The organism is Zafaria sp. Z1313 (genome assembly GCF_050563205.1).
Taxonomy (GTDB): domain Bacteria; phylum Actinomycetota; class Actinomycetes; order Actinomycetales; family Micrococcaceae; genus JAZDCJ01.
In genome coordinates, this window is record NZ_JBNWUK010000003.1 from 132,675 (window position 1) to 151,287 (window position 18,613).

The window sequence follows — 18,613 nt, forward strand, 5'->3', positions numbered from 1 at the left end:
AAGCAACGACGATGCCCACCATCAACGAGGACCTCGGCGCCTACAGCGACCTGTTCATGCTGCTCGCCGCGCTGGCGTACGCCGTGGCGTTCATCGCGTTCGCCTGGGACCTGGCGAAGTCCAGCCGCACGATCCGAGAGCTCGAGTCCCGCTCGCTCGCCGAGGAGGCGCGCCAGCTCGCCCACGCCGGCCACGTGCAGGCCGCGGGCGCCGGAGCGGCGGGTTCCGGTACCGTGGGCGCCAGCCCGGAGACGACGCCGGACGGCCCGCCTTCCGGCGCCGCGTCCGCCGGCGAGGGGACCGAGGACGGCCTGATCGGGGCCGACGGAGCGCTCGTGCACGAGTCGATGGACTACACCGACGGTGCCGCGAGGCGGCTCGCCGCGAAGGTGGCCGTCTCGCTGACCTGGATCGCCGCCGTCGTGCACCTGGCCGCCGTGGTCTCCCGCGGCATCGCGGCCGCACGCATGCCGTGGGGGAACATGTACGAGTTCCTCTCGACCGGCGCCCTCGTCGTGGCGCTCGTGTTCCTCGGCGTGCTGCTGCGCAAGGACCTGAGGTTCATGGGGACGTTCGTGATCGGCCTGGTCACGCTCATGCTGTGCGGGGCGACGATGGGCTTCCCGACGCCCGTGGCCCACCTGGTTCCGGCGCTGCAGAGCCCGTGGCTCATCATCCACGTCTCCATCGCGGTCCTCGCCTCGGCCCTCTTCACCATCACGTTTGCCATGGCCGTACTGCAGCTGATCCAGCACCGCCGCCAGGACGCCCTGGCCGCCGGGAAGCCGGACAAGCTGCCGTTCCTGCGCCTGGTACCCTCTGCCGCGTCGCTGGAGAACTTCGCCTACCGCGTCAACGCGATCTCGTTCGTCATGTGGACGTTCACGGTCATGGCCGGGGCCATCTGGGCCGAAGCCGCCTGGGGCCGATACTGGGGCTGGGACACCAAGGAGGTCTGGAGCTTCGTCATCTGGGTCGTCTACGCGGGCTACCTGCACGCGCGGGCCACGCGGGGCTGGACCGGCGCGCGCTCGGCCTGGCTCAGCATCATCGGCTACCTCTGCATCATCTTCAACTTCACCGTGGTGAACCTCTACTTCAACGGCCTGCATTCCTACGCAGGCGTCTAGGGGATCCCACGGGTCTGCCTTGCAGATCAGGTGGCTTCGGCAGCCTGGAAGGCGCAGGATCTGCAACCCAAACGGGCCTGCCCTTGGTCCGGACCGGCCGGCGCGGCACCGGGTGAGTGGCGGTGGTAGTCCGGATCGAACCAGTCCGGGCACCATTCCCACACGTTCCCGACCGATTGCCACAGGCCGAATCCGTTCGGCTCGAACGTCCGGACCGGGGCCGTGGTGAGGAACCCGTCATCCTGCGTGTTCAGGCCCGGGAACTCGCCTTGTCAGATGTTGGCGCGCCACCCCCGGCATCGACCTCATCGTCTCCCCACGGGTACGTGGCCGCGTCGATGCCGCCGCGTGCGGCGTGCTACTCCACCTCGGTCGGGAGGCGCCGGCCGGCCCACTCGCAGGACGCCGTCGCGTCGTTCCAGCTGACGTGGACGACCGGGTCATGCCCCAGGCCTTCGATCGAAGAGCGACGGCCGCCCGGACGCCGCCAGTCGGCTCCCCGCACGCCGAGCCGCCAAGGGGCCCCGGCGGTGATGCCCATGACGTCCTCCTCCGGGGCGGCGAGCGCGAGATGGAAGACCGCCGAGAATCCGAACGACTCCGCTTCCGTTGCATACCGGGTGTCCCCGACGAAGCGTGCGAACGCGTCGTTCGTGACCGGCGTCGCGTCGATGAAGAATGCCGCGAGCGAGACCGAATGCCGTGGCACCTCGCCGTCGGCGGGATTGCGGTCCCCCGAGGAATCGCCCATCGTGAACGTTCCCGATGGAATGAGGCACTGCTCGATGTCGTGCGTCGCCCGCCTCGCCCCGGCGGCTGGTTCAGAACCCCTCGACGATCCGAAGACGGGCCGCAGGCCCTGGTCCGGCATGCCGGGAGGCGTGCGGGAGGGCGGGCTTCACGGGCACGCCGGGGTCCCCGACGCGGACGCCGCGGCTCCACCGGGCCCGCTGTCCAACGCGGACTCCTGCTCCAGGTTCGGGTCCCTACCGGCCTCGTTCACGCTCGAACCTTCCTGTGACGGCCTTGGCGCGGCCGTGACGACGTCCTCGATCGCCCGCAAGGACTCGATGCCGGCCCGTGCGCTGGCGGCGTGGGTGCGCCCGGGCTCCGCGACGTCCAGCGTGATGTTCCGTGAGACGGGAGGCAAGGCGTGGCCGCGCAGCTGGTCGGCCGCCTCGGCATCATCCTCAACGGCACCGCCGCATTCCCCTGCCTCAAAGGCCTGCACTCCTCCGCCGGCCCGAAAGACACAGGATCTGCGACCCCAACGTGCCGGACGGGCATCCGGCTGCGTCAGTTCTGGTTGGGGTCCTGCGGCTTGTCCTTCTTCAGCTGCTCTTCCTTGGCCTTGAGCTCGGCTTCCTTGCGGCGCAGCCCTTCCTCGCGCGCCTGCTGCCGGCGCTGGCGCTCCAGGTTCCGGAGGAATTCGGTGTCGTCGTCGGGTGCAGAGGGGCGCGGCGCGCTGCCGCCCCGGTTGCCGGGCGCTCCACCGCCGTTTCCGAAGCGGGGCCGCCCCAGCCAGAACCACAAGCCCGCGCCAATCAGCGGAAGCAGCACAATGGCCAGGATCCACGCCGGCTTGGAGATGCTGCGCACGTCCTGCGGGCGGGTCCTGATGCACTCAATGAGCGCGTAGATCGTGATCGCCAGCGCCACCAGGGACGCCAGGATGATGTTCCTCACCATCCCTACAGTCTAGTCAAGATCACGGCCCAGTTTTACCGCCGGTAGAATGGACCGGTGCAGTTCCTCAAGTACACCGCCCTGCGGCTCGCCCTCTTCTTCACGGTCTTCATCGGACTGGCCTGGGGGTTGCGCTGGAACCTCTACGCCGCCGGAGCCGTGGCCCTCGTCTTCGCCTTCTGCGTGAGCTATCTGTTCTTCAACCGCCTGCGCATCGCAGCCACCGAGGAACTGCGTGACGGGCTGGCCGGGCGCCGCAGCCGCCACAAGGGATCGGTCGAGCTCGACGACGAGGCCGCCGAGGACGGGATCGACCCCGGAGCCGATCCCCGGCCCGGAACCGGACCCCGCGGTTAGGCCGTCCGCAGGGCCACGGTGATCACGAGGCCGGCGGCGAACAAGGCCGCATAGCCGAGGCTGATCATGCCCGTCTGCTTGAGCACGGGAATCATGGCGGCCCGGTCCTGCGCCTTGAGCATCGTCCACGAGGGCACCAGGCACAGCGGCGCGATCAGCAGGACCAGCAGCAGCCACGGGTGGTCGCCGAGCAGGACGAGCGGCAGCAGCAGCGCGAGCGCCAGCATCATGACGTAGCTGATCCGGGCGGCGTCGTCGCCCATCCGGACGGCGAGGGTGCGCTTGCCGACCTCGCGGTCCGTGGGGATGTCCCGGACGTTGTTGGCCATCAGGAGCGCCGTCGCGATGAGCCCGATGCCGATCGCGCCGACCCAGGCCGGCGCGGTGAGGCGCAACACCTGGGTGAACGTCGTGCCGAGCGTGGCGACGAGGCCGAAGAACAGGAAGACGAAGACCTCGCCGAGGCCGAGATAGCCGTAGGGGTTCCTGCCGCCCGTATAGCCCCACGCCGCGAAGACGGCGGCCAGACCCACGAGGACCAGCGGCCACGCCGTCGACACGAGGATCAGCACGGCGCCGGCCAGCATCGCGGCCCCGAAGCAGGCGAACGCGGCGGCCTTGACCTGGCGCGGGGACGCGGCGCCGGAACCGGTCAGCCTCAACGGGCCGACCCTGACGTCGTCGGTGCCCCGGATCCCGTCCGAGTAGTCGTTGGCGTAGTTCACGCCGATCTGCAGCAGCAGGGCGACGGCGGCCGCGAGGAGGGCGCGGACCCAGTGCAGGTTCCCGTCGACCTCGTACGCCGCGGCCGTACCCACGACGACGGGTGCCACGGCCATGGGCAGGGTGCGCAGGCGGGCGCCTTCGATCCATTGGGCGGCAGTGGCCACGGTGATCCTTCCGGGCAGACGGCGGGGTTCCAGCCCCCTATTCTCTCCCCGCCCGCTCCAGCAGCGAAATCGCCGCCTGCCGGTCGGGCTTGCCGTGGGGCAGCAGCGGCAGCGCGTCGAGGACGGCCCAACGGCGGGGGACCGCCGCCGCGCCGAGCTCCGTGCGCACCGCCTGCGCGATCTCCTCCCGCAGACCGGCGGCCGCGGCGGGCGCCTGGCCCGGGGTGGCCCCGCCCGTGTGCGGAACCAGCAGGATTCCGACGGCGGTGCCCCACTCCTCGTCCGGGACCCCCACGACGAGCGCCGCGGACACGCCGGGCACGGCCTCGGCCACCCGCTGCACCTGGCCGGCGGAGACCTTGACGCCCCCCGTGTTCACGACGTCGTCGACGCGGCCCTCGATGACGAGCGTTCCTCCCGCGCCCGGGCGGGCGGAACCGGCGTCGTCCTCCGGGCCCTCGGCCTCGGCGTCCGCGGAGCCGCCCACGGTGCCCAGGTCGTCGGTCATGAACCAGCGCGTGCCGTCCGCGTCGACGCTGAAGTGTCGCCGGTCCAGCTCCGGGTCGCCCAGGTACCCGCCGGCCACGACCTCCCCGCCGATCCAGATCCGGCCCTCCCGCGCGGCGATCCGCACGCCGGGCAGCGGCTCGGCGTCGTAGACGCACCCGCCGCACGTCTCGCTCATCCCGTAGCTCAGGTGGATGCGCAGCCCCTGGCGCCGGGCCTCCTCGCGGAGCGCGTCCGGGGCCCGGCCGCCGCCGAGCAGGATCGCGTCGAAGCGCCGCAGGGCCGCGAGCGTGGTGGCCGAACCGTCGGCGAGGAGCCGTTGCAGCTGGGTGGGGACGAGCGAGGTGATGCGCGTGCGGTCCGTCAGCTGGCCGGCCGCCTCTGTGAACGCCTCGGCCGTGAAACCGCGCGAGAGGTCGAGGGCCCAGGGGCGGGTCCCGGCGAAGAGGCTCCGCGTCAGCACCGAGAGCCCCGCCACGTAGTGCACGGGCAGGGCGAGGAGCCACTGGCCCTCGAAGCCCAGCCGGAGGGCCGTGGCCATCGACGACGCCGCGAGCGACTCCACGGTCAGCGCCGTGCGCTTGGGCGTTCCCGTGCTTCCGGAGGTGCGGACGACGGCGGCCGTCCCCTCGGGCGCGTCCGCCGCGGCCGCGATCCGGTAGGCGCCCGGGGTGCCGCCGGGGAGGAGTTCGACGGCGGGGCCCTCGCCTCCGAGGGCGGCCGTCAGCGCCGCGAGGGCCGGCTGGGCATCGGTGGAGGGGTGCTCGGGGGTCGGGGGCGCCATGGTCTAGAAGTAGTAGGGGTGGTTGGACCAGTCCGGATCGCGCTTGGCGAGGAAGGCATCGCGGCCCTCGACGGCCTCGTCGGTCATGTAGGCCATGCGGGTCGCCTCGCCGGCGAAGACCTGCTGGCCGGCGAGCCCGTCGTCGGCCAGGTTGAACGCGAACTTGAGCATCCGGAGGGCCTGCGGGGACTGCCGGGCGATGTCGGCGGCGTATTCGAGGGCGACGTCCTCGAGCCGCGCGTGCTCGACGGCCTCGTTGACGGCTCCCTTGGCCACCATGTCCTGGGCCGAGTACTCCCGTGCGAGGAAGAAGATCTCCCGCGCGGTCTTCTGGCCGACCTGCCGGGCGAGGAGCGCGGAGCCGTATCCGGCGTCGAACGAGCCCACGGTCGCATCGGTCTGCTTGAAGCGGCCGTGCTCGCGGGAGGCGATCGTCAGGTCGGAGACGACGTGCAGGGAGTGCCCGCCGCCGGCCGCCCAGCCGTTGACCACGGAGATCACGACCTTGGGCATGGTGCGCATGAGCCGCTGGACCTCCAGGATGTGGAGGCGGCCGGCCCGGGCCGGGTCGATCGTCTCGGCCGTGTCGCCCTCGGCGTAGCGGTACCCGTCGCGTCCGCGGATGCGCTGGTCGCCGCCGGAGCAGAAGGCGTGGCCGCCGTCCTTGGGGGAGGGGCCGTTGCCCGTGAGCAGGACGGTCGCGACGTCGGGCGTCATGCGGGCGTGGTCCATGGCCCGGTACAGCTCGTCCACGGTGCCCGGGCGGAACGCGTTGCGGACCTCGGGGCGGTTGAACGCGATGCGGACCGTGGGCAGATCGCGGACGATCGTGCCGTCGGCGGCGCGCTCGACCTGGCGGTGGTACGTCATGTCCTCGAAGTCGAAGCCCTCGACCTCGCGCCAGCGGACGGGGTCGAAGACGTCGGAAACCTGGGGGGGAAGGGCTGCGGTGCTCACCCGCCCCAGTCTAGACCGCGGCCGCGGTCCGGACGGGGCGGGTGCGGCACGTCAGCTGCGGCGCATGGAACGGATCCCGACGACGAGTCCGACGGCGGCGACGGCGACGGCCGCGAGCAGTCCCCACCACACGACGGGCGCGCCGAGCTCGCCACCGAGCAGGGCGCGCTCGGCCGTGACGAGGTGGCTGAGCGGGTTCACGGCGGCCACGGCCCGCATCCAGCCGGGGCCGTCCTCGAGCGGGAGCAGCATCCCGGAGAGGATCAGCAGCGGGAAGATCAGCATCTGCTGTACGCCCCAGAACAGCCACTCGTGCTCGCGGGTCGCGAGCGCCAGGGAGTAGCTGAGCGATCCCAGGCCGATCCCGAAGACCGCGAGCAGCACGAGCCCGGCCGCGAGGCCCAACGGATGGGCCCGGAAGCCGAACGGGAAGGCGATCGCCACGATCACGAGGGCCTGCACGGCGATCGGCACCACTTCCTTCAGGGCGCGGCCGACGAGGAGTGAGGAGCGGGCGATCGGGGCGACGAGCGTGCGCTCGTGGGCGCCCGTCATCATCTCGTACTGCAGGTTCGAGCCCACCGCCCCCGTGCCGAACAGCACGATCATCACGAGGATCCCCGGGACGAACCACTGCAGCGTCTCCGCCGCCGGGGCCCCGGATTGGCCGATCAGCAGCGGCGTGAACAGGCCCAGGAAGACCAGCGGCTGCAGGAGGCTGAAGATCAGCGAGAACGGATCCCGCCGGACGGGCCGCAGCTCGCGGACCAGGACGTTGAAGCTGTCGTTGACGATGCTGCTCATGGCCGGCCCGCCTTCTCGTTCGGAGTGCTGTGCGTGGTGGAGGTGTCGTGGGTGGTGGGGGTGTCGGCGTCCCCGGCGTCCTCGGAGGCCAGGTCGGCCTCGCGCAGCGAACGCCCCGTGAGGGCCAGGAAGACGTCGTCGAGGGTCGGCGGTACCGCCGCCGCGGAGCGGGGCGGCAGCCCCGCCGCGTCGAGCGCCCGGACGATGTCCGGCAGCCGGCCCGCGCCATCGGGGACGGTGACCGCGAGGACGGGGCGTCCGGCGTCGTCCTCCTCCTGCCGTGCCTCGGCGCCGACGGCGGAGGAGAGGGCCGCGCGGGCGTCCTGCGCCCGCGCCGGATCGGCGAATCCGATCGTCACGGCATCCCCGGCGAGGCCGGCCTTGAGGGCGTCCGCGGTGTCGTCAGCTATGACCTGGCCGCGGTCCATCACCATGACGCGTTCGGCGTAGCGGTCGGCCTCCTCGAGGTAGTGCGTTGTGAGGAACACCGTGGTCCCGTGGCTGCGGCGCAGCTGCAGGATGTGCTCCCAGAGGTTCGCGCGGCTCTGCGGATCCAGCCCGGTGGACGGTTCGTCGAGGAACAGCAGCTCGGGAGCGTGGACCAGTCCCAGCGCGATGTCGAGGCGGCGCTTCTGCCCGCCGCTGAGCTGCTGGACCGTGCGCGTGGCGATCGGCCCCAGCTCGAGCGACTCGATGAGCTCGTCGGTGCGCCGTGCGGCCTCGCGCCGTCCCAGGCCGTAGAAGGCGCCCTGGCTCAGCAGTTCGTCCCGGACGCGTTGGGAGAAGCTCCCGCTCGTGCCCTGGCCGACGTAGCCGATCCGGGACCGGACGCCGGCCGGATCGGCCAGGATGTCGCACCCGGCGACGGCCGCGGTTCCGGCCGAGGGGCGCAGCAGGGTGGTCAGGAGGCGCAGGCTCGTGGACTTGCCCGCGCCGTTCGGGCCCAGGAAGGCCAGCAGCTCGCCGCGGGCGACGTCGAGGTCGAGTCCCGCCACCGCCTGCACGTCCTGGCCCTTGGACGTGAAGCGCTTGGCGAGGCCGCGGCTGTGGATGATCGTGTCGGAGTTCATGGAACCCACGCTACGGAGCATTGCGGACAGTTTTAGTCCGCAATGACCGGCAGAATGTAGCCATGGCCGATACGACAGCGCGGACGCTGAACCTGCTCAACCTGCTCCAGACACACCGGCACTGGGGCGGCCCGGAGCTGGCCGTGCGGCTCGGCGTCTCGGAGAGGACGCTGCGCCGCGACGTCGAACGCCTCCGCGAGCTCGGGTACCGGGTCGAATCCGTCCCGGGCGCCGACGGCGGCTACCGGCTGGAGGCCGGTTCGGCCGTGCCGCCGCTGCTGCTGACCGACGAGGAGGCCGTGACGATGGCGATCGGCCTGCGCGTCGCCGCCACCCAGCGACTCGTCGACGGCCCCCACACGACCCTCGCGGCCCTCGGCAAGCTGGAACAGGTCCTGCCCGCGCACTTGCGGCGCCGCGTCAGCGCGCTCGCCGAGTTCGTCCAGCCCGCCGGCCCCGACGCGCCGCCCGTCTCGCCCGACGTCGTCGGGGAGCTGGCCCTGGCCTGCCGCGACCACGAACGCATCCGCTTCGGCTACACCGCCGCCGGCGGCGAGGCATCGAAGCGGCACGCCGAGCCCTACACCCTGGTCCCCGCCGAAGGCCGCTGGTACCTCCTGGCCTGGGACCTCGAACGCGACGACTGGAGGACCTTCCGCGTCGACCGGCTCGACGGGCTCTTCCACACCCGGGCGCGCTTCGATCCCCGGCCCCTGCCGCCCGGCGGCGCCGCCCAGTTCGTGGCCGCCGCGGCGCTCTCGGGACCCCAGCCGCTCGAAGGCCGTGCCGTGATCGACCTCGGCCTCGACCAGGTGCGTGCGGCGTTCGGGCCCTGGGCCGAGGGGGCCGAGGAGATGCCGGACGGGCGGACGTCCTGGCCGATGGGCGGCGCCTCGATCCAGGACGTGCTGTTCGGCTTGTCCTGGATCCCCGCCGGCGTGGACTACGAGGTCCGGCTCCCCGCGCCGGCCCGCGCCGAGCTGGCCGAGATCGCCGCGCGGCTGCTCCGCGCCACCTCCGGACCGGCAGGATGAGGCGTGCCGCCAGGATTCAGCCGAAGCAGAACTCGTTGCCCTCCGGGTCGGCCATGGTGAACCAGGTGAACGGCCCCTGATGGGCCTCGTAGAGGAAGCGGGCCCCGCGCGCCTCGAGGCCCGTGCGCAGCGATTCCTTGTCCGTGTCCGCCTCGGTGAGGTTGATGTCCCAGTGCACGCGGTTCTTCACGGTCTTCGGCTCCGGGACCAGCTGGAACAGGATGCGCTGGCGCGGCTTCTGTCCGAGCTGTTCCGTGGGGCAGATCGCGGCGCCGTCCTTCCAGACGAGCTGCCCCTTGAAGACCCGGGTGTCGTCCTCGCCCGCGTGGCCCTCCTCGATCATCCGCCGGATGAAGGCCTCCTCGGTCGGCTCGACGCTCCACCCGAGCGTCTCGGCCCACCATTCGGCCTGCGCGTGTGGATCGGCGGAATCGACGGTGGTCTGGAGATGGAAGCCCATGGCCTGCTCCTTGCTCGGGGAATCGTCGCTGGCCACCCTACGGTGCGGTGGGCCACCCGTAAAGGGCCGCGAAGGTGTGCTGACAAGGCCGATTAACCAGTGCCCCGGACCGGGGTCCTACACTGTTACGTCCCCTCGAAACGCCCGGCCACATCGATGTGCCCGGATCCCGGAAGGAGTCCGTGTGTCCCACCCCGACCACACGACCCAGGCTGCGCCCCCGCCACACCCCAGGCCGCACCACGCCTCCACGGCCGAGGCTGCGGTCAGCGCGGAGGGCTACAAGAAGACCCTGACGCGCCGCCACGTCCAGATGATCGCGATGGGCGGCGCGATCGGCGTCGGCCTGTTCATGGGCGCGGGCGGCCGCCTCGCCTCCACGGGTCCGGCGCTGATCTTCTCCTACGCGATCGCCGGCGTCATCGCCTACTTCCTGATGCGCGCCCTCGGCGAGTTGATCATGTACCGGCAGTCCTCGGGCTCGTTCGTCAGTTACGCGGGCGAGCTCTTCGGCCCCAAGGGCGCCTTCCTGTCCGGCTGGATGTACGTGCTGAACTGGGTCATGACGGGCATCGCCGAACTCATCGCGATCGGCCTCTACTTCCGCTTCTTCTTCCCCGGGGTGCCGATCGAGGTCTCCGCCGTCTGCGCACTGGCCCTGCTCGTGGCCGTGAACCTGTTCAGCGCCAAGGCGTTCGGCGAGTTCGAGTTCTGGGCCTCCTTCCTCAAGGTCGCCGCGATCGTGCTCTTCCTCGGCACGGGCGCCGTCATGGTGGCCATGAACACGCGGATCGGCGAGCACACCGCCTCCGTCTCCAACCTCTTCGCCTCCGACGGCGGGATGTTCCCGCGCGGCTTCCTGGTCTGCATCCTGGTGCTCAACGCCGTGATCTTCGCCTACAACGCGATCGAGCTCGTCGGCATCACGGCGGGCGAGATGGAGGACCCGGCCCGCGAGGTGCCGCGCGCCATCCGCGCCGTCGTGTTCCGGATCGTCGTGTTCTACGTCGGCTCCGTGACGCTGTTGGCCATGCTGTTGCCGTGGGACCAGTACAAGGCCGGCGAGAGCCCGTTCGTCACCGTGTTCGCGCAGCTCGGCTGGGGCTGGATCGGCGACATCATGAACTTCGTGGTCATCACGGCCGCGCTGAGCTCCTGCAACTCCGGCCTCTACTCGATCGGCCGGATCTTCCGCGCCATGGCCAACAACGGCCACGCCCCGCAGTGGCTGGCCCGGATGAACAAGCGCCACGTGCCCTACGCGGCGATCCTCGCCGTCGGCGGCGTCTACCTGGCCGGGATCCTGCTGAACATCTGGCTCGGCGGCACCTACGCGTTCGACCTGGCCCTGAACACGGCCTCGATCGGCGTCCTGTTCACGTGGGGCTCGATCTTCGCGTGCCAACTCATGCTCCGCCGCCGCCGGGGCAGGGTCTCGCCGCTGCCGATGCCGGGCTCGCCGTGGACCGGTTGGGCGGGGCTCGTCAGCCTCCTCGTCATCACCGTGCTCATCGCCTTCGACTCCATGACCGATCCGGTGACGGGCGAGGTGTTCCGCCTGGGCCTGTACACGGTGGCCTGCATCCCCGTGATCGCCGCGGCCCTGTGGCTCGGCTGGCGGAAGGTCCGCGGCAACAAGCCCGCGAACGACTTCTTCGCCTGAGGACAGGACGACGGCGGGGGCCAGGTTTCCCGAACCCGGCGCCCGCCATCGTCCCTCTTCTGGGGAAGGGCCCCCGGGCCGCCGCGCTAGCGCACGGGTGCGGCCCCGGCGTCGTCCGCCAGGATGCCCGTCTCGGCGGCGTCCGGGATCTCGGTGCCGCGGAGCGAGGCGCCGGCCGTCTCCGGCATGAACTTCACGGCCACGAGGCCGATCACGCAGGCGCCCATCATGTACATCGCGGGGAACAGGAGGTTGCCCGTTGCGCCGATGGCGGCCTCGTTGACGTACGCCGCAGTGCCGCCGAACACCGCGGTGGCGAGGTTGTAGGTGATCGCGAAGCCGGCGAAGCGCACGTGGGAGGGGAACATCGCCGGGAACGTCGCCGTGATCGTGGCGAGCTGCGGGATGTAGAGCAGGCCCAGGACGGCGAAGCCGAGCATGGCGAGTAGGAAGCTCTGCCCCATGAGCCAGAACATCGGCAGCGACATCACGAGCAGGCCGATCAGGGAGATGTACCACATGGGCTTGCGCCCGATCTTGTCCGAGAGCCCGCCGGCGAACGGGATGACCGCCATCATGGCGACCTCGCCGACGAGGATGACCGCGAGCGTGGACTGCGCCTCGAGCCCGAGCTGCTGCTCGAGGTACGTCGGCATGTAGCTGATGAGGGTGTAGTTCACGACGTTCAGGGCGATCACGAGGCCCGCCATCACGAGCATGGGACGCCAGTACTCGGCCACGAGGGCCTTGAGGCTGCCGCCCTGCTCCACCTCGCCGCGCTCTTCGAGCTCCTGGAACACGGGGGTGTCCTCGAGCTTGGAGCGCAGGTACAGGCCGATCAGGCCCATCGGCAGGGCCAGCAGGAACGGGATGCGCCAGCCGTACTCCATCATGGCCTCGTCGCTCAGCGCCACCTGCAGCACGAGCATCACGGCCGTGCCCAGGGCGAAGCCGCCGAGCGTGCCGAACTCGAGGAACGAACCGAAGAAGCCGCGCTTGCGGTCGGGGGAGTACTCGGCCATGAACGTCGCCGCCCCGCCGTATTCGCCGCCTGTGGAGAAGCCCTGCAGCATGCGCAGCAGCACCAGCAGGATCGGCGCCCAGATGCCGATCGCCTCGAAGGTCGGCAGCACGCCGATCAGGAACGTCGCGCCGGACATCAGCAGGATGGTGGCGGCGAGGATGGTCTTGCGGCCGAGCTTGTCGCCGAGCGGGCCCCAGACCAGGCCACCGAGGGGGCGGACCAGGAAGGAGATGGCGAACGTCGCGAGCGCCATCGCGGTGCCGCCCTCGGCGGGGAAGAAGTGCGCGGTGATGTACGTGACCGCGACGGCGTAGACGCCGTAGTCGAACCACTCGGTGGCGTTGCCCATGGCGGAGGCGGCGGTGGCCTTGCGGATCTCGCGGCGGCCCTCGACGGTGCCGGTGTCCGGCCCGATGTCCTCGCTGTAGTCGATGGCGGCCGCCGCCTGCGCTTCGGGGGCGGCGGGAGTGGTGTGCTTGCTGTTTTCCGGTGGCATGGCTGCCTTCCCAAGGTCGTTCAGCGTGCGTCGACCGGATGCCTGGCCGGGCCCGGTGGGGCCCCGCAGCAGTGACGGTCCACGATCCGGGGCGTCGCCCCGGAATCGGTCAGCCGTCAAGGTTAGCGAGGGCTTTACTGTTTCGTCAAAACCATCGCCTTTTCTGTGGGGCTTTCGAGGGGAGCGGATCCGCGGGTTGACCGGGGTGGCGGCGGGGTGGGAATCTATTTGTGAACGATTGGTCGGTAAATCGTGCCGCCGTGCCTTCACACCCCGCTGGACGGGTCGTGCGCGGCGTCCGGACAAAGGAGTTGTGACATGGCCGAAGCCTTCCTGGTCGGAGGGGTCCGCACCCCGGTGGGACGGTACGGGGGCTCGCTGAGCAGCGTGCGCCCGGACGACCTCGCCGCCCTCACCGTGCGCGCCGCCGTCGAACGCGCCGGCATCGACCCGGCCCTCGTCGACGAGGTCATCCTCGGCAACGCCAACGGCGCCGGCGAGGAGAACCGCAACGTGGCCCGCATGGCGTGGCTGCTCGCCGGATTCCCCGACACCGTCCCCGGCATCACCGTCAACCGCCTCTGCGCCTCGGGGATGTCCGCCATCACGATGGCCTCCCACATGGTCAAGGCCGGCGCGGCGGACATCGTGGTCGCCGGCGGCGTCGAGTCGATGTCCCGCGCCCCGTGGGTCATGGAGAAGCCGGCCACGGCGTTCGCCAAGCCCGGGGCCTCCTACGACACCTCGATCGGCTGGCGCTTCCCCAACCCCGCGTTCCTCTCCGGCGAGCTCTCCCGCGACGGCAAGGCCGTGTTCTCGATGCCGGAGACGGCCGAGGAGGTCGCCCGCGTGTTCGGGACCTCGCGCGAGGACTGCGACGCGTTCGCGGTCCGCTCCCATGAAAGGGCGCTGGCCGCGATCGAGGCGGGGCGCTTCCGCGAGGAGATCGTGCCCGTGACGGTCAAGGGCCGCAAGGGCGCCGAGACCGTCGTCGACACCGACGAGGGGCCGCGCCCCGGGACCACGGCCGAGGTCCTGGCCGGGCTCCGTCCCGTCGTGAAGGGCGGCTCCGTGGTCACCGCGGGCAACGCCTCGACCCTGAACGACGGCGCCTCGGCCATCATCGTGGCCTCCGAGGCCGCGGTGGCCAAGTACGGGCTGCGCGCCCGGGCGCGGATCATCGACGGGGCCTCCGCCGGCGTCGCGCAGGAGATCATGGGCATCGGCCCCGTGCCCGCGTCGCGGAAGGCGCTCGAACGCGCCGGCCGCACGGTCGGCGAGCTCGCCGCCGTCGAGCTCAACGAGGCCTTCGCCTCCCAGTCCCTCGCCTCGATGCGCGAGCTCGGCCTGGACGCGGGGACCGTGAACAACGACGGCGGGGCGATCTCCCTCGGGCACCCCCTCGGGTCCTCCGGCTCGCGGATCGTCATCACGCTGCTCGGCCGCCTGGAGCGCGAGGCGTCCGCCGGCTCCCTCGGACTGGCGACGATGTGCGTCGGCGTGGGACAGGGCTCGGCCCTGCTCGTGGAGTCGGTCTAGGTGGGGGCGCCGGAGGACGCGGCGTACGACGCCGGGGCCGGGCTGGACGCCTCGGGCTTCGGGACGCTGCGGGTCGAGGAGGTGGGGGACCGCCTGCTCGTGAGGCTGCACCGGCCCGAGGTCCGCAACGCGATCGACCGGGCGATGGTCGATGAGCTGCACGCGGTGTGCGCGTACCTCGAGTCGGTGCCGAAGGTGCTGATCCTGGCCGGGACGGCGTCGGATCCGGAGACCGGGGCGAAGGGGATCTTCGCCTCGGGCGCCGACATCGCGCAGTTGCGTGAGCGGCGCCGCGACGACGCGCTGGCCGGGATCAACTCGACCGTGTTCAACCGGATCGCGCGGCTGCCGATGCCCGTGATCGCGGCGCTGGACGGCTATGCCCTAGGCGGAGGCGCGGAGCTCGCGCTCGCGGCCGACTTCCGGATCGGTACGCCCGCGCTGCGGATGGGCCAGCCGGAGACGGGCCTGGGCATCATGGCCGCGGCCGGGGCGGTGTGGCGGCTCAAGGAGCTCGTGGGCGAGCCGCTGGCGAAGGAGATCCTGTTGGCCGGGAGGATCCTCGACGGGGCGGAGTGCCTGGCCGCGGGGCTCGTGACCGAGCTCGTGGAGGGGCCCGAGCTGCTGGGGGCCGCGCACGCGCTCGCGGACCGGATCGGACGCCAGGACCCGCTCGCGGTGCGGATCACCAAGACGGTGTTCCACGCGCCGCGGGAGGCGCACCCGGTGATCGACACGCTCGCGCAGGGGATGCTGTTCGAGTCGGAGGCGAAGTTCGAGCGCATGCAGGCGTTCCTGGACAAGAAGAGCAGCGGCCAGACGAAGAAGGAGAACTAGGCATGGGCAACATCGAACGTCCGGACGCGCTTCCGGCGAGGGTCGGGGTGCTCGGCGGCGGACGCATGGGGGCCGGGATCGCGCACGCGTTCCTCGTCAACGGGGCCGACGTCGTCGTCGTGGAGCGGGACGAGGCCTCGGCGCAGGCGGCCCGCGAGCGCGTGGAGTCCTCGGCGGCGACGTCGATCGAGCGCGGCGCGGTCGACGGGAACCTGGACGAGATGGCCTCGCGGCTGACGGTCTCCGTCGACTACGCGGACTTCGCGGGCCGGGGCCTGGTCGTGGAGGCCGTGCCGGAGCTGTGGGAGCTGAAGGTGTCCTCGCTGCGTGCGGTCGAGGAGCACCTGGATGCGGACGCGGTCCTGGCCTCGAACACGTCCTCGCTTTCGGTGTCCGGGCTCGCCCAGGAGCTCGAGAGGCCCGGGGGCTTCCTGGGCCTGCATTTCTTCAACCCGGTCCCGGCCTCGACGCTGATCGAGGTCGTCATCGGGAAGCGGACCCGCCCGGAGCTCGTGGACGCGGCCAGGGGCTGGGTGCGGGCGTTGGGCAAGACGGCCGTGGTGGTCAATGACGCCCCCGGCTTCGCGTCTTCGCGGCTCGGCGTCGCGATCGCCCTGGAGGCGATGCGGATGGTCGAGGAGGGCGTGGCGTCCGCGGAGGACATCGACAACGCGATGGTCCTCGGCTACAAGCACCCCACCGGGCCGCTGCGGACCACGGACATCGTGGGGCTGGACGTGCGCCTGGGCATCGCCGAGTACCTTCACTCGACGCTGGGGGAGCGCTTCGCGCCGCCGCAGATCCTCAAGGACAAGGTCGCCCGCGGCGAGCTCGGCCGCAAGAGCGGCCGGGGCTTCTTCGACTGGAGCTGATCCGGCCCGCGACCCGCCCGCGCGGTGTCGGGGTGTGGCAGGGTGTTTCCCATGGAGGAGTCGCGCGGAGAGGGGCGGGAGATGCGCTGGGAGGGCGCCGTCAACGCACGCCACGTGATCGGCGACGTCTACCGCATGGGCCGCAGCGAGTGGCTGACCGGGCGGGGCTGGCGCCAGGCCCACCGGGACGGCATCCGCACGGTGATCGACCTGCGTCATCCGGCCGAGCGCACGCGCCGTCCCAGTGATCCGGTCGTGGGCCCGGAGGCCTGGGAAGGCATCGAGGTGCTCAACCGGCCCACGGAGGACCAGTCGCATGAGGGCTTTATGGAAGCCGTCGGGCCCTACCTGAGCCACCCGCGCTACTACCCGGCGAACCTCGAGTACTTCCCGGACAAGATCGCGGAGGTCTTCCGCGCCCTCGGTGCGGCCGAGGGCGGCGTCGTGCTGCACTGCTCGGCCGGGCGCGACCGCACGGGCCTGATCGTGACCCTGCTCTTGATCCTCGCCGGCCGCCGCGACCTCGTGGTCCCGCAGTACCGGGCGGGCGCCCGCGGGATCAACGAATGGCACAGGATCAGCCCGGTCAAGCACCCCTACGAGCGCCACCTCGACGACGACGAGTTCCGCGAGGCGCTCGTCCCGCGCCTGGAGGTGTTGGAGGAGTTCGCCGACGCGCTCGCCGTCGAGGACTACCTCCGGCAGCACGGACTCACGGAGCGCGAGTTGGCCTCCGTGCGCGCCAAGGCCGGCATCGGACCGCCCGCGTCGTAGCCTGAGGGCATGACCGACTGGACCATCCCCACCCTGTCCGGCGAGCTCGTGGTCCTCGAGCCGCTCTCCCACGCCCACCACGACGGCCTCGTGGACGCGGCGCGCGACGGCGGTCTCTGGCGCCTGTGGTACACCTCCGTTCCGACGCCGGAGGGCATGGCCGCCGAGATCGAGCGGCGCCTGGGCCTGTACCGGGAAGGCACGATGCTGCCCTTCACCGCCCGCCGGCCCGACGGCGGGGTGCTCGGCATGACGACGTTCATGAACATCGACCGCGGACTCCCGCGCGTGGAGATCGGCTCCACCTGGAACCGCGCCTCCGCCCACGGCACGGGCACCAACGCCGAATCGAAGCTGCTGCTGCTCACGTACGCCTTCGAGGTCCTCGGCTGCCCCGCCGTCGAATTCCGGACGCACTGGATGAACCACCAGTCCCGCGCCGCGATCGAACGGCTCGGCGCCAAGCTCGACGGCGTCCTCCGGGCGCACACGCGCATGGCGGACGGCTCCCTGCGGGACACGTGCGTTTACTCGGTCACCGCGGGTGAGTGGGAGCAGGTCCGGTCCGGGCTGCTCCACCGCCTCGAGCGCCGCTGACGGAGGGGCGCACTTGCCAGATGGCCGCCCGGGGGAGTTGGCTGGACGGCATGGCCCAGATCCTCATCCTCGGCGGCACGCGCTGGCTCGGACGCACCCTCGTACGCACCGCCCTCCGGCAGGGCCACGCCGTGGCCTGCCTGGCCCGCGGTTCCGACGCCTTCGAGCCCGGGACCGAGGCGGTGCGCGCCGACCGCGACACCTCCGGCGCCTACGCCGCGGTGGCCGGCCGGCCGTGGGACCTGGTGGTCGAGTTGACGCGCTTCCCCGCCTACGCGCGCTCCGCGGTCGAGGCGCTCTCGCCCGACGCCGCGCACTGGGCCTTCGTCTCCTCCTGCTCCGTCTACGCGCAGCAGTCCGTTCCGGGCGCCGACGAGAACGCGCCGCTGCTGCCGGCCCTCGCCTCGACCGAGGAGTACGCGGACGCGCTCTACGGAGAGGCGAAGGCGGGATGCGAGTGGCTGACCGTGGCGAGCCGCGGCAACGCCGCCCTGCTGGTCCGCGCGGGCCTCATCGGCGGCCCGGGGGACCCGTCCGGACGGAGCACGTACTGGCCCCGCCGCTTCGCCGCGGCCCGCGATGCCGCCGCCGAGAAGGACGGCACGGCGGGTCCGGTCTTGGTGCCGGACGATTCCGCCGCCCCCGGCTCCGTGCAGATCGTCGACGTGCGAGACCTCGCGGCCTTCATCCTCGAGGCCGGCCTGGCGGGGCGCGGAGGCCCGGTGAACGCGGTCGGCGCGGCCATGCCGCTCGGCGACGTCCTCGCCAGTGCCGCGAGCGCCGCCGGCTACGCGGGCCCCACCGCGGGCTACCCGGTGGAGCGGATGGAGCGGGACGGCGTCGACGCGTGGGCGGGCCCGCGCTCCCTCCCGCTCGTGCTGCTGCCCACCCCGGAGTACGCGGGCTTCGCGCGCCGCGACGACGCCCGCGCCCTGCGCTGGGGCCTGGTTCGGCGCCCGCTCGCCGAGACGTTCGCGGACATCCTGGAGGACGACGCCGCGGCCGGGGCCGTGGTGCCCGCGGCGGCCGGAGCGGGACTCGCCCCGCAGGACGAGGCCACGCTCCTGGCCGCGCTCGCCGGCGGGGCCTCCGGCCGGGCTGCCGGGGAACCGGCCGGCTGAGGCCCGCTCCG

Annotated in this window: 21 protein-coding genes; 10 read left to right on the top strand and 11 right to left on the bottom strand. The window is 71.9% G+C overall.

The features are described 5' to 3' along the window. The first annotated feature begins 11 nt into the window (after positions 1 to 11). Positions 12 to 1,130, top strand: coding sequence for a c-type cytochrome biogenesis protein CcsB (gene ccsB / locus ACQ3I4_RS05380; protein WP_329861631.1), 1,119 nt, complete (start codon positions 12 to 14; stop codon positions 1,128 to 1,130). 26 nt (positions 1,131 to 1,156) lie between these two features. On the opposite strand, the gene ACQ3I4_RS05385 is transcribed toward ccsB, so the two are convergent. The 4 genes from ACQ3I4_RS05385 to ACQ3I4_RS05400 form a co-directional block, all read right to left on the bottom strand. Further along, positions 1,157 to 1,384, bottom strand: a complete 228-nt coding sequence (locus ACQ3I4_RS05385; protein WP_329861889.1) for a formylglycine-generating enzyme family protein — start codon at positions 1,382 to 1,384, stop codon at positions 1,157 to 1,159. A 104-nt stretch (positions 1,385 to 1,488) separates the two neighbouring features. Continuing rightward, entirely contained in the window at positions 1,489 to 2,001 is a 513-nt protein-coding gene (locus tag ACQ3I4_RS05390; RefSeq protein WP_329861630.1) for an SUMF1/EgtB/PvdO family nonheme iron enzyme, read from the bottom strand. Positions 2,002 to 2,028: 27 nt separating this feature from the next. Then, complete coding sequence (locus ACQ3I4_RS05395) at positions 2,029 to 2,361, bottom strand: hypothetical protein (protein WP_329861628.1); 333 nt, start codon at positions 2,359 to 2,361, stop codon at positions 2,029 to 2,031. Between the two features lie 65 nt (positions 2,362 to 2,426). Further along, the gene (locus ACQ3I4_RS05400; RefSeq protein ID WP_329861626.1) at positions 2,427 to 2,819 is read right to left on the bottom strand and encodes a PLD nuclease N-terminal domain-containing protein; all 393 of its coding nucleotides are present in this window, start codon (positions 2,817 to 2,819) and stop codon (positions 2,427 to 2,429) included. Positions 2,820 to 2,873: 54 nt separating this feature from the next. On the opposite strand from ACQ3I4_RS05400, the gene ACQ3I4_RS05405 reads away from it, so the two are divergent. Further along, entirely contained in the window at positions 2,874 to 3,173 is a 300-nt protein-coding gene (locus tag ACQ3I4_RS05405; protein ID WP_329861624.1) for a DUF4229 domain-containing protein, read from the top strand. Here the strand turns inward: ACQ3I4_RS05405 and ACQ3I4_RS05410 are convergent. From ACQ3I4_RS05410 to ACQ3I4_RS05430, 5 genes are read right to left on the bottom strand one after another with little or no spacing between them, the layout of a single operon-like run. After that, complete coding sequence (locus ACQ3I4_RS05410; RefSeq protein ID WP_329861623.1) at positions 3,170 to 4,063, bottom strand: 1,4-dihydroxy-2-naphthoate polyprenyltransferase; 894 nt, start codon at positions 4,061 to 4,063, stop codon at positions 3,170 to 3,172. The genes ACQ3I4_RS05405 and ACQ3I4_RS05410 overlap by 4 nt on opposite strands. A 37-nt stretch (positions 4,064 to 4,100) precedes the next feature. Continuing rightward, a complete protein-coding gene (locus ACQ3I4_RS05415; protein ID WP_329861622.1) occupies positions 4,101 to 5,354 on the bottom strand; it encodes an AMP-binding protein in 1,254 nt (417 codons plus the stop codon). A gap of 3 nt (positions 5,355 to 5,357) precedes the next feature. Continuing rightward, positions 5,358 to 6,311 (bottom strand): 1,4-dihydroxy-2-naphthoyl-CoA synthase, encoded by a 954-nt coding sequence (locus ACQ3I4_RS05420; RefSeq protein WP_430633018.1) that lies wholly within the window; start codon positions 6,309 to 6,311, stop codon positions 5,358 to 5,360. Between the two features lie 51 nt (positions 6,312 to 6,362). Continuing rightward, on the bottom strand, positions 6,363 to 7,115 hold the full coding sequence (locus ACQ3I4_RS05425) for an ABC transporter permease (RefSeq protein WP_329861621.1): 753 nt from the start codon (positions 7,113 to 7,115) through the stop codon (positions 6,363 to 6,365). Further along, positions 7,112 to 8,185, bottom strand: coding sequence for an ATP-binding cassette domain-containing protein (locus tag ACQ3I4_RS05430; RefSeq protein ID WP_329861619.1), 1,074 nt, complete (start codon positions 8,183 to 8,185; stop codon positions 7,112 to 7,114). Before ACQ3I4_RS05430 ends, ACQ3I4_RS05425 begins: the two co-directional genes overlap by 4 nt. 62 nt (positions 8,186 to 8,247) lie before the next feature. Between ACQ3I4_RS05430 and ACQ3I4_RS05435 the strand changes: the two genes are divergently transcribed. Then, positions 8,248 to 9,219 carry a helix-turn-helix transcriptional regulator gene (locus tag ACQ3I4_RS05435; protein ID WP_329861617.1) on the top strand — a complete coding sequence of 324 codons (972 nt, stop codon included), beginning with the start codon at positions 8,248 to 8,250 and terminating at the stop codon, positions 9,217 to 9,219. A gap of 16 nt (positions 9,220 to 9,235) precedes the next feature. On the opposite strand, the gene ACQ3I4_RS05440 is transcribed toward ACQ3I4_RS05435, so the two are convergent. Continuing rightward, positions 9,236 to 9,679 (bottom strand): VOC family protein, encoded by a 444-nt coding sequence (locus tag ACQ3I4_RS05440; protein ID WP_329861616.1) that lies wholly within the window; start codon positions 9,677 to 9,679, stop codon positions 9,236 to 9,238. Positions 9,680 to 9,863: 184 nt separating this feature from the next. Between ACQ3I4_RS05440 and ACQ3I4_RS05445 the strand changes: the two genes are divergently transcribed. After that, the gene (locus ACQ3I4_RS05445) at positions 9,864 to 11,342 is read left to right on the top strand and encodes an amino acid permease (RefSeq protein ID WP_329861615.1); all 1,479 of its coding nucleotides are present in this window, start codon (positions 9,864 to 9,866) and stop codon (positions 11,340 to 11,342) included. Between the two features lie 86 nt (positions 11,343 to 11,428). Here ACQ3I4_RS05445 and ACQ3I4_RS05450 read toward each other — a convergent pair whose 3' ends face one another. Next, a complete protein-coding gene (locus ACQ3I4_RS05450; protein WP_329861614.1) occupies positions 11,429 to 12,862 on the bottom strand; it encodes an MFS transporter in 1,434 nt (477 codons plus the stop codon). A 318-nt stretch (positions 12,863 to 13,180) separates the two neighbouring features. Between ACQ3I4_RS05450 and ACQ3I4_RS05455 the strand changes: the two genes are divergently transcribed. The 6 genes from ACQ3I4_RS05455 to ACQ3I4_RS05480 are packed head-to-tail and all read left to right on the top strand — an operon-like array spanning position 13,181 to position 18,602. Further along, complete coding sequence (locus ACQ3I4_RS05455; RefSeq protein ID WP_329861613.1) at positions 13,181 to 14,401, top strand: acetyl-CoA C-acyltransferase; 1,221 nt, start codon at positions 13,181 to 13,183, stop codon at positions 14,399 to 14,401. After that, positions 14,402 to 15,238, top strand: a complete 837-nt coding sequence (locus ACQ3I4_RS05460; RefSeq protein ID WP_329861612.1) for an enoyl-CoA hydratase/isomerase family protein — start codon at positions 14,402 to 14,404, stop codon at positions 15,236 to 15,238. A 2-nt stretch (positions 15,239 to 15,240) separates the two neighbouring features. Further along, positions 15,241 to 16,110 (top strand): 3-hydroxyacyl-CoA dehydrogenase family protein, encoded by an 870-nt coding sequence (locus ACQ3I4_RS05465; RefSeq protein ID WP_329861611.1) that lies wholly within the window; start codon positions 15,241 to 15,243, stop codon positions 16,108 to 16,110. A 51-nt stretch (positions 16,111 to 16,161) separates the two neighbouring features. Further along, positions 16,162 to 16,884 (top strand): tyrosine-protein phosphatase, encoded by a 723-nt coding sequence (locus tag ACQ3I4_RS05470; protein ID WP_329861610.1) that lies wholly within the window; start codon positions 16,162 to 16,164, stop codon positions 16,882 to 16,884. A gap of 9 nt (positions 16,885 to 16,893) precedes the next feature. Then, positions 16,894 to 17,481, top strand: coding sequence for a GNAT family N-acetyltransferase (locus ACQ3I4_RS05475; RefSeq protein ID WP_329861609.1), 588 nt, complete (start codon positions 16,894 to 16,896; stop codon positions 17,479 to 17,481). 50 nt (positions 17,482 to 17,531) lie between these two features. After that, positions 17,532 to 18,602 (top strand): hypothetical protein, encoded by a 1,071-nt coding sequence (locus ACQ3I4_RS05480; RefSeq protein ID WP_329861608.1) that lies wholly within the window; start codon positions 17,532 to 17,534, stop codon positions 18,600 to 18,602. The last annotated feature ends 11 nt before the right edge of the window (positions 18,603 to 18,613 follow it).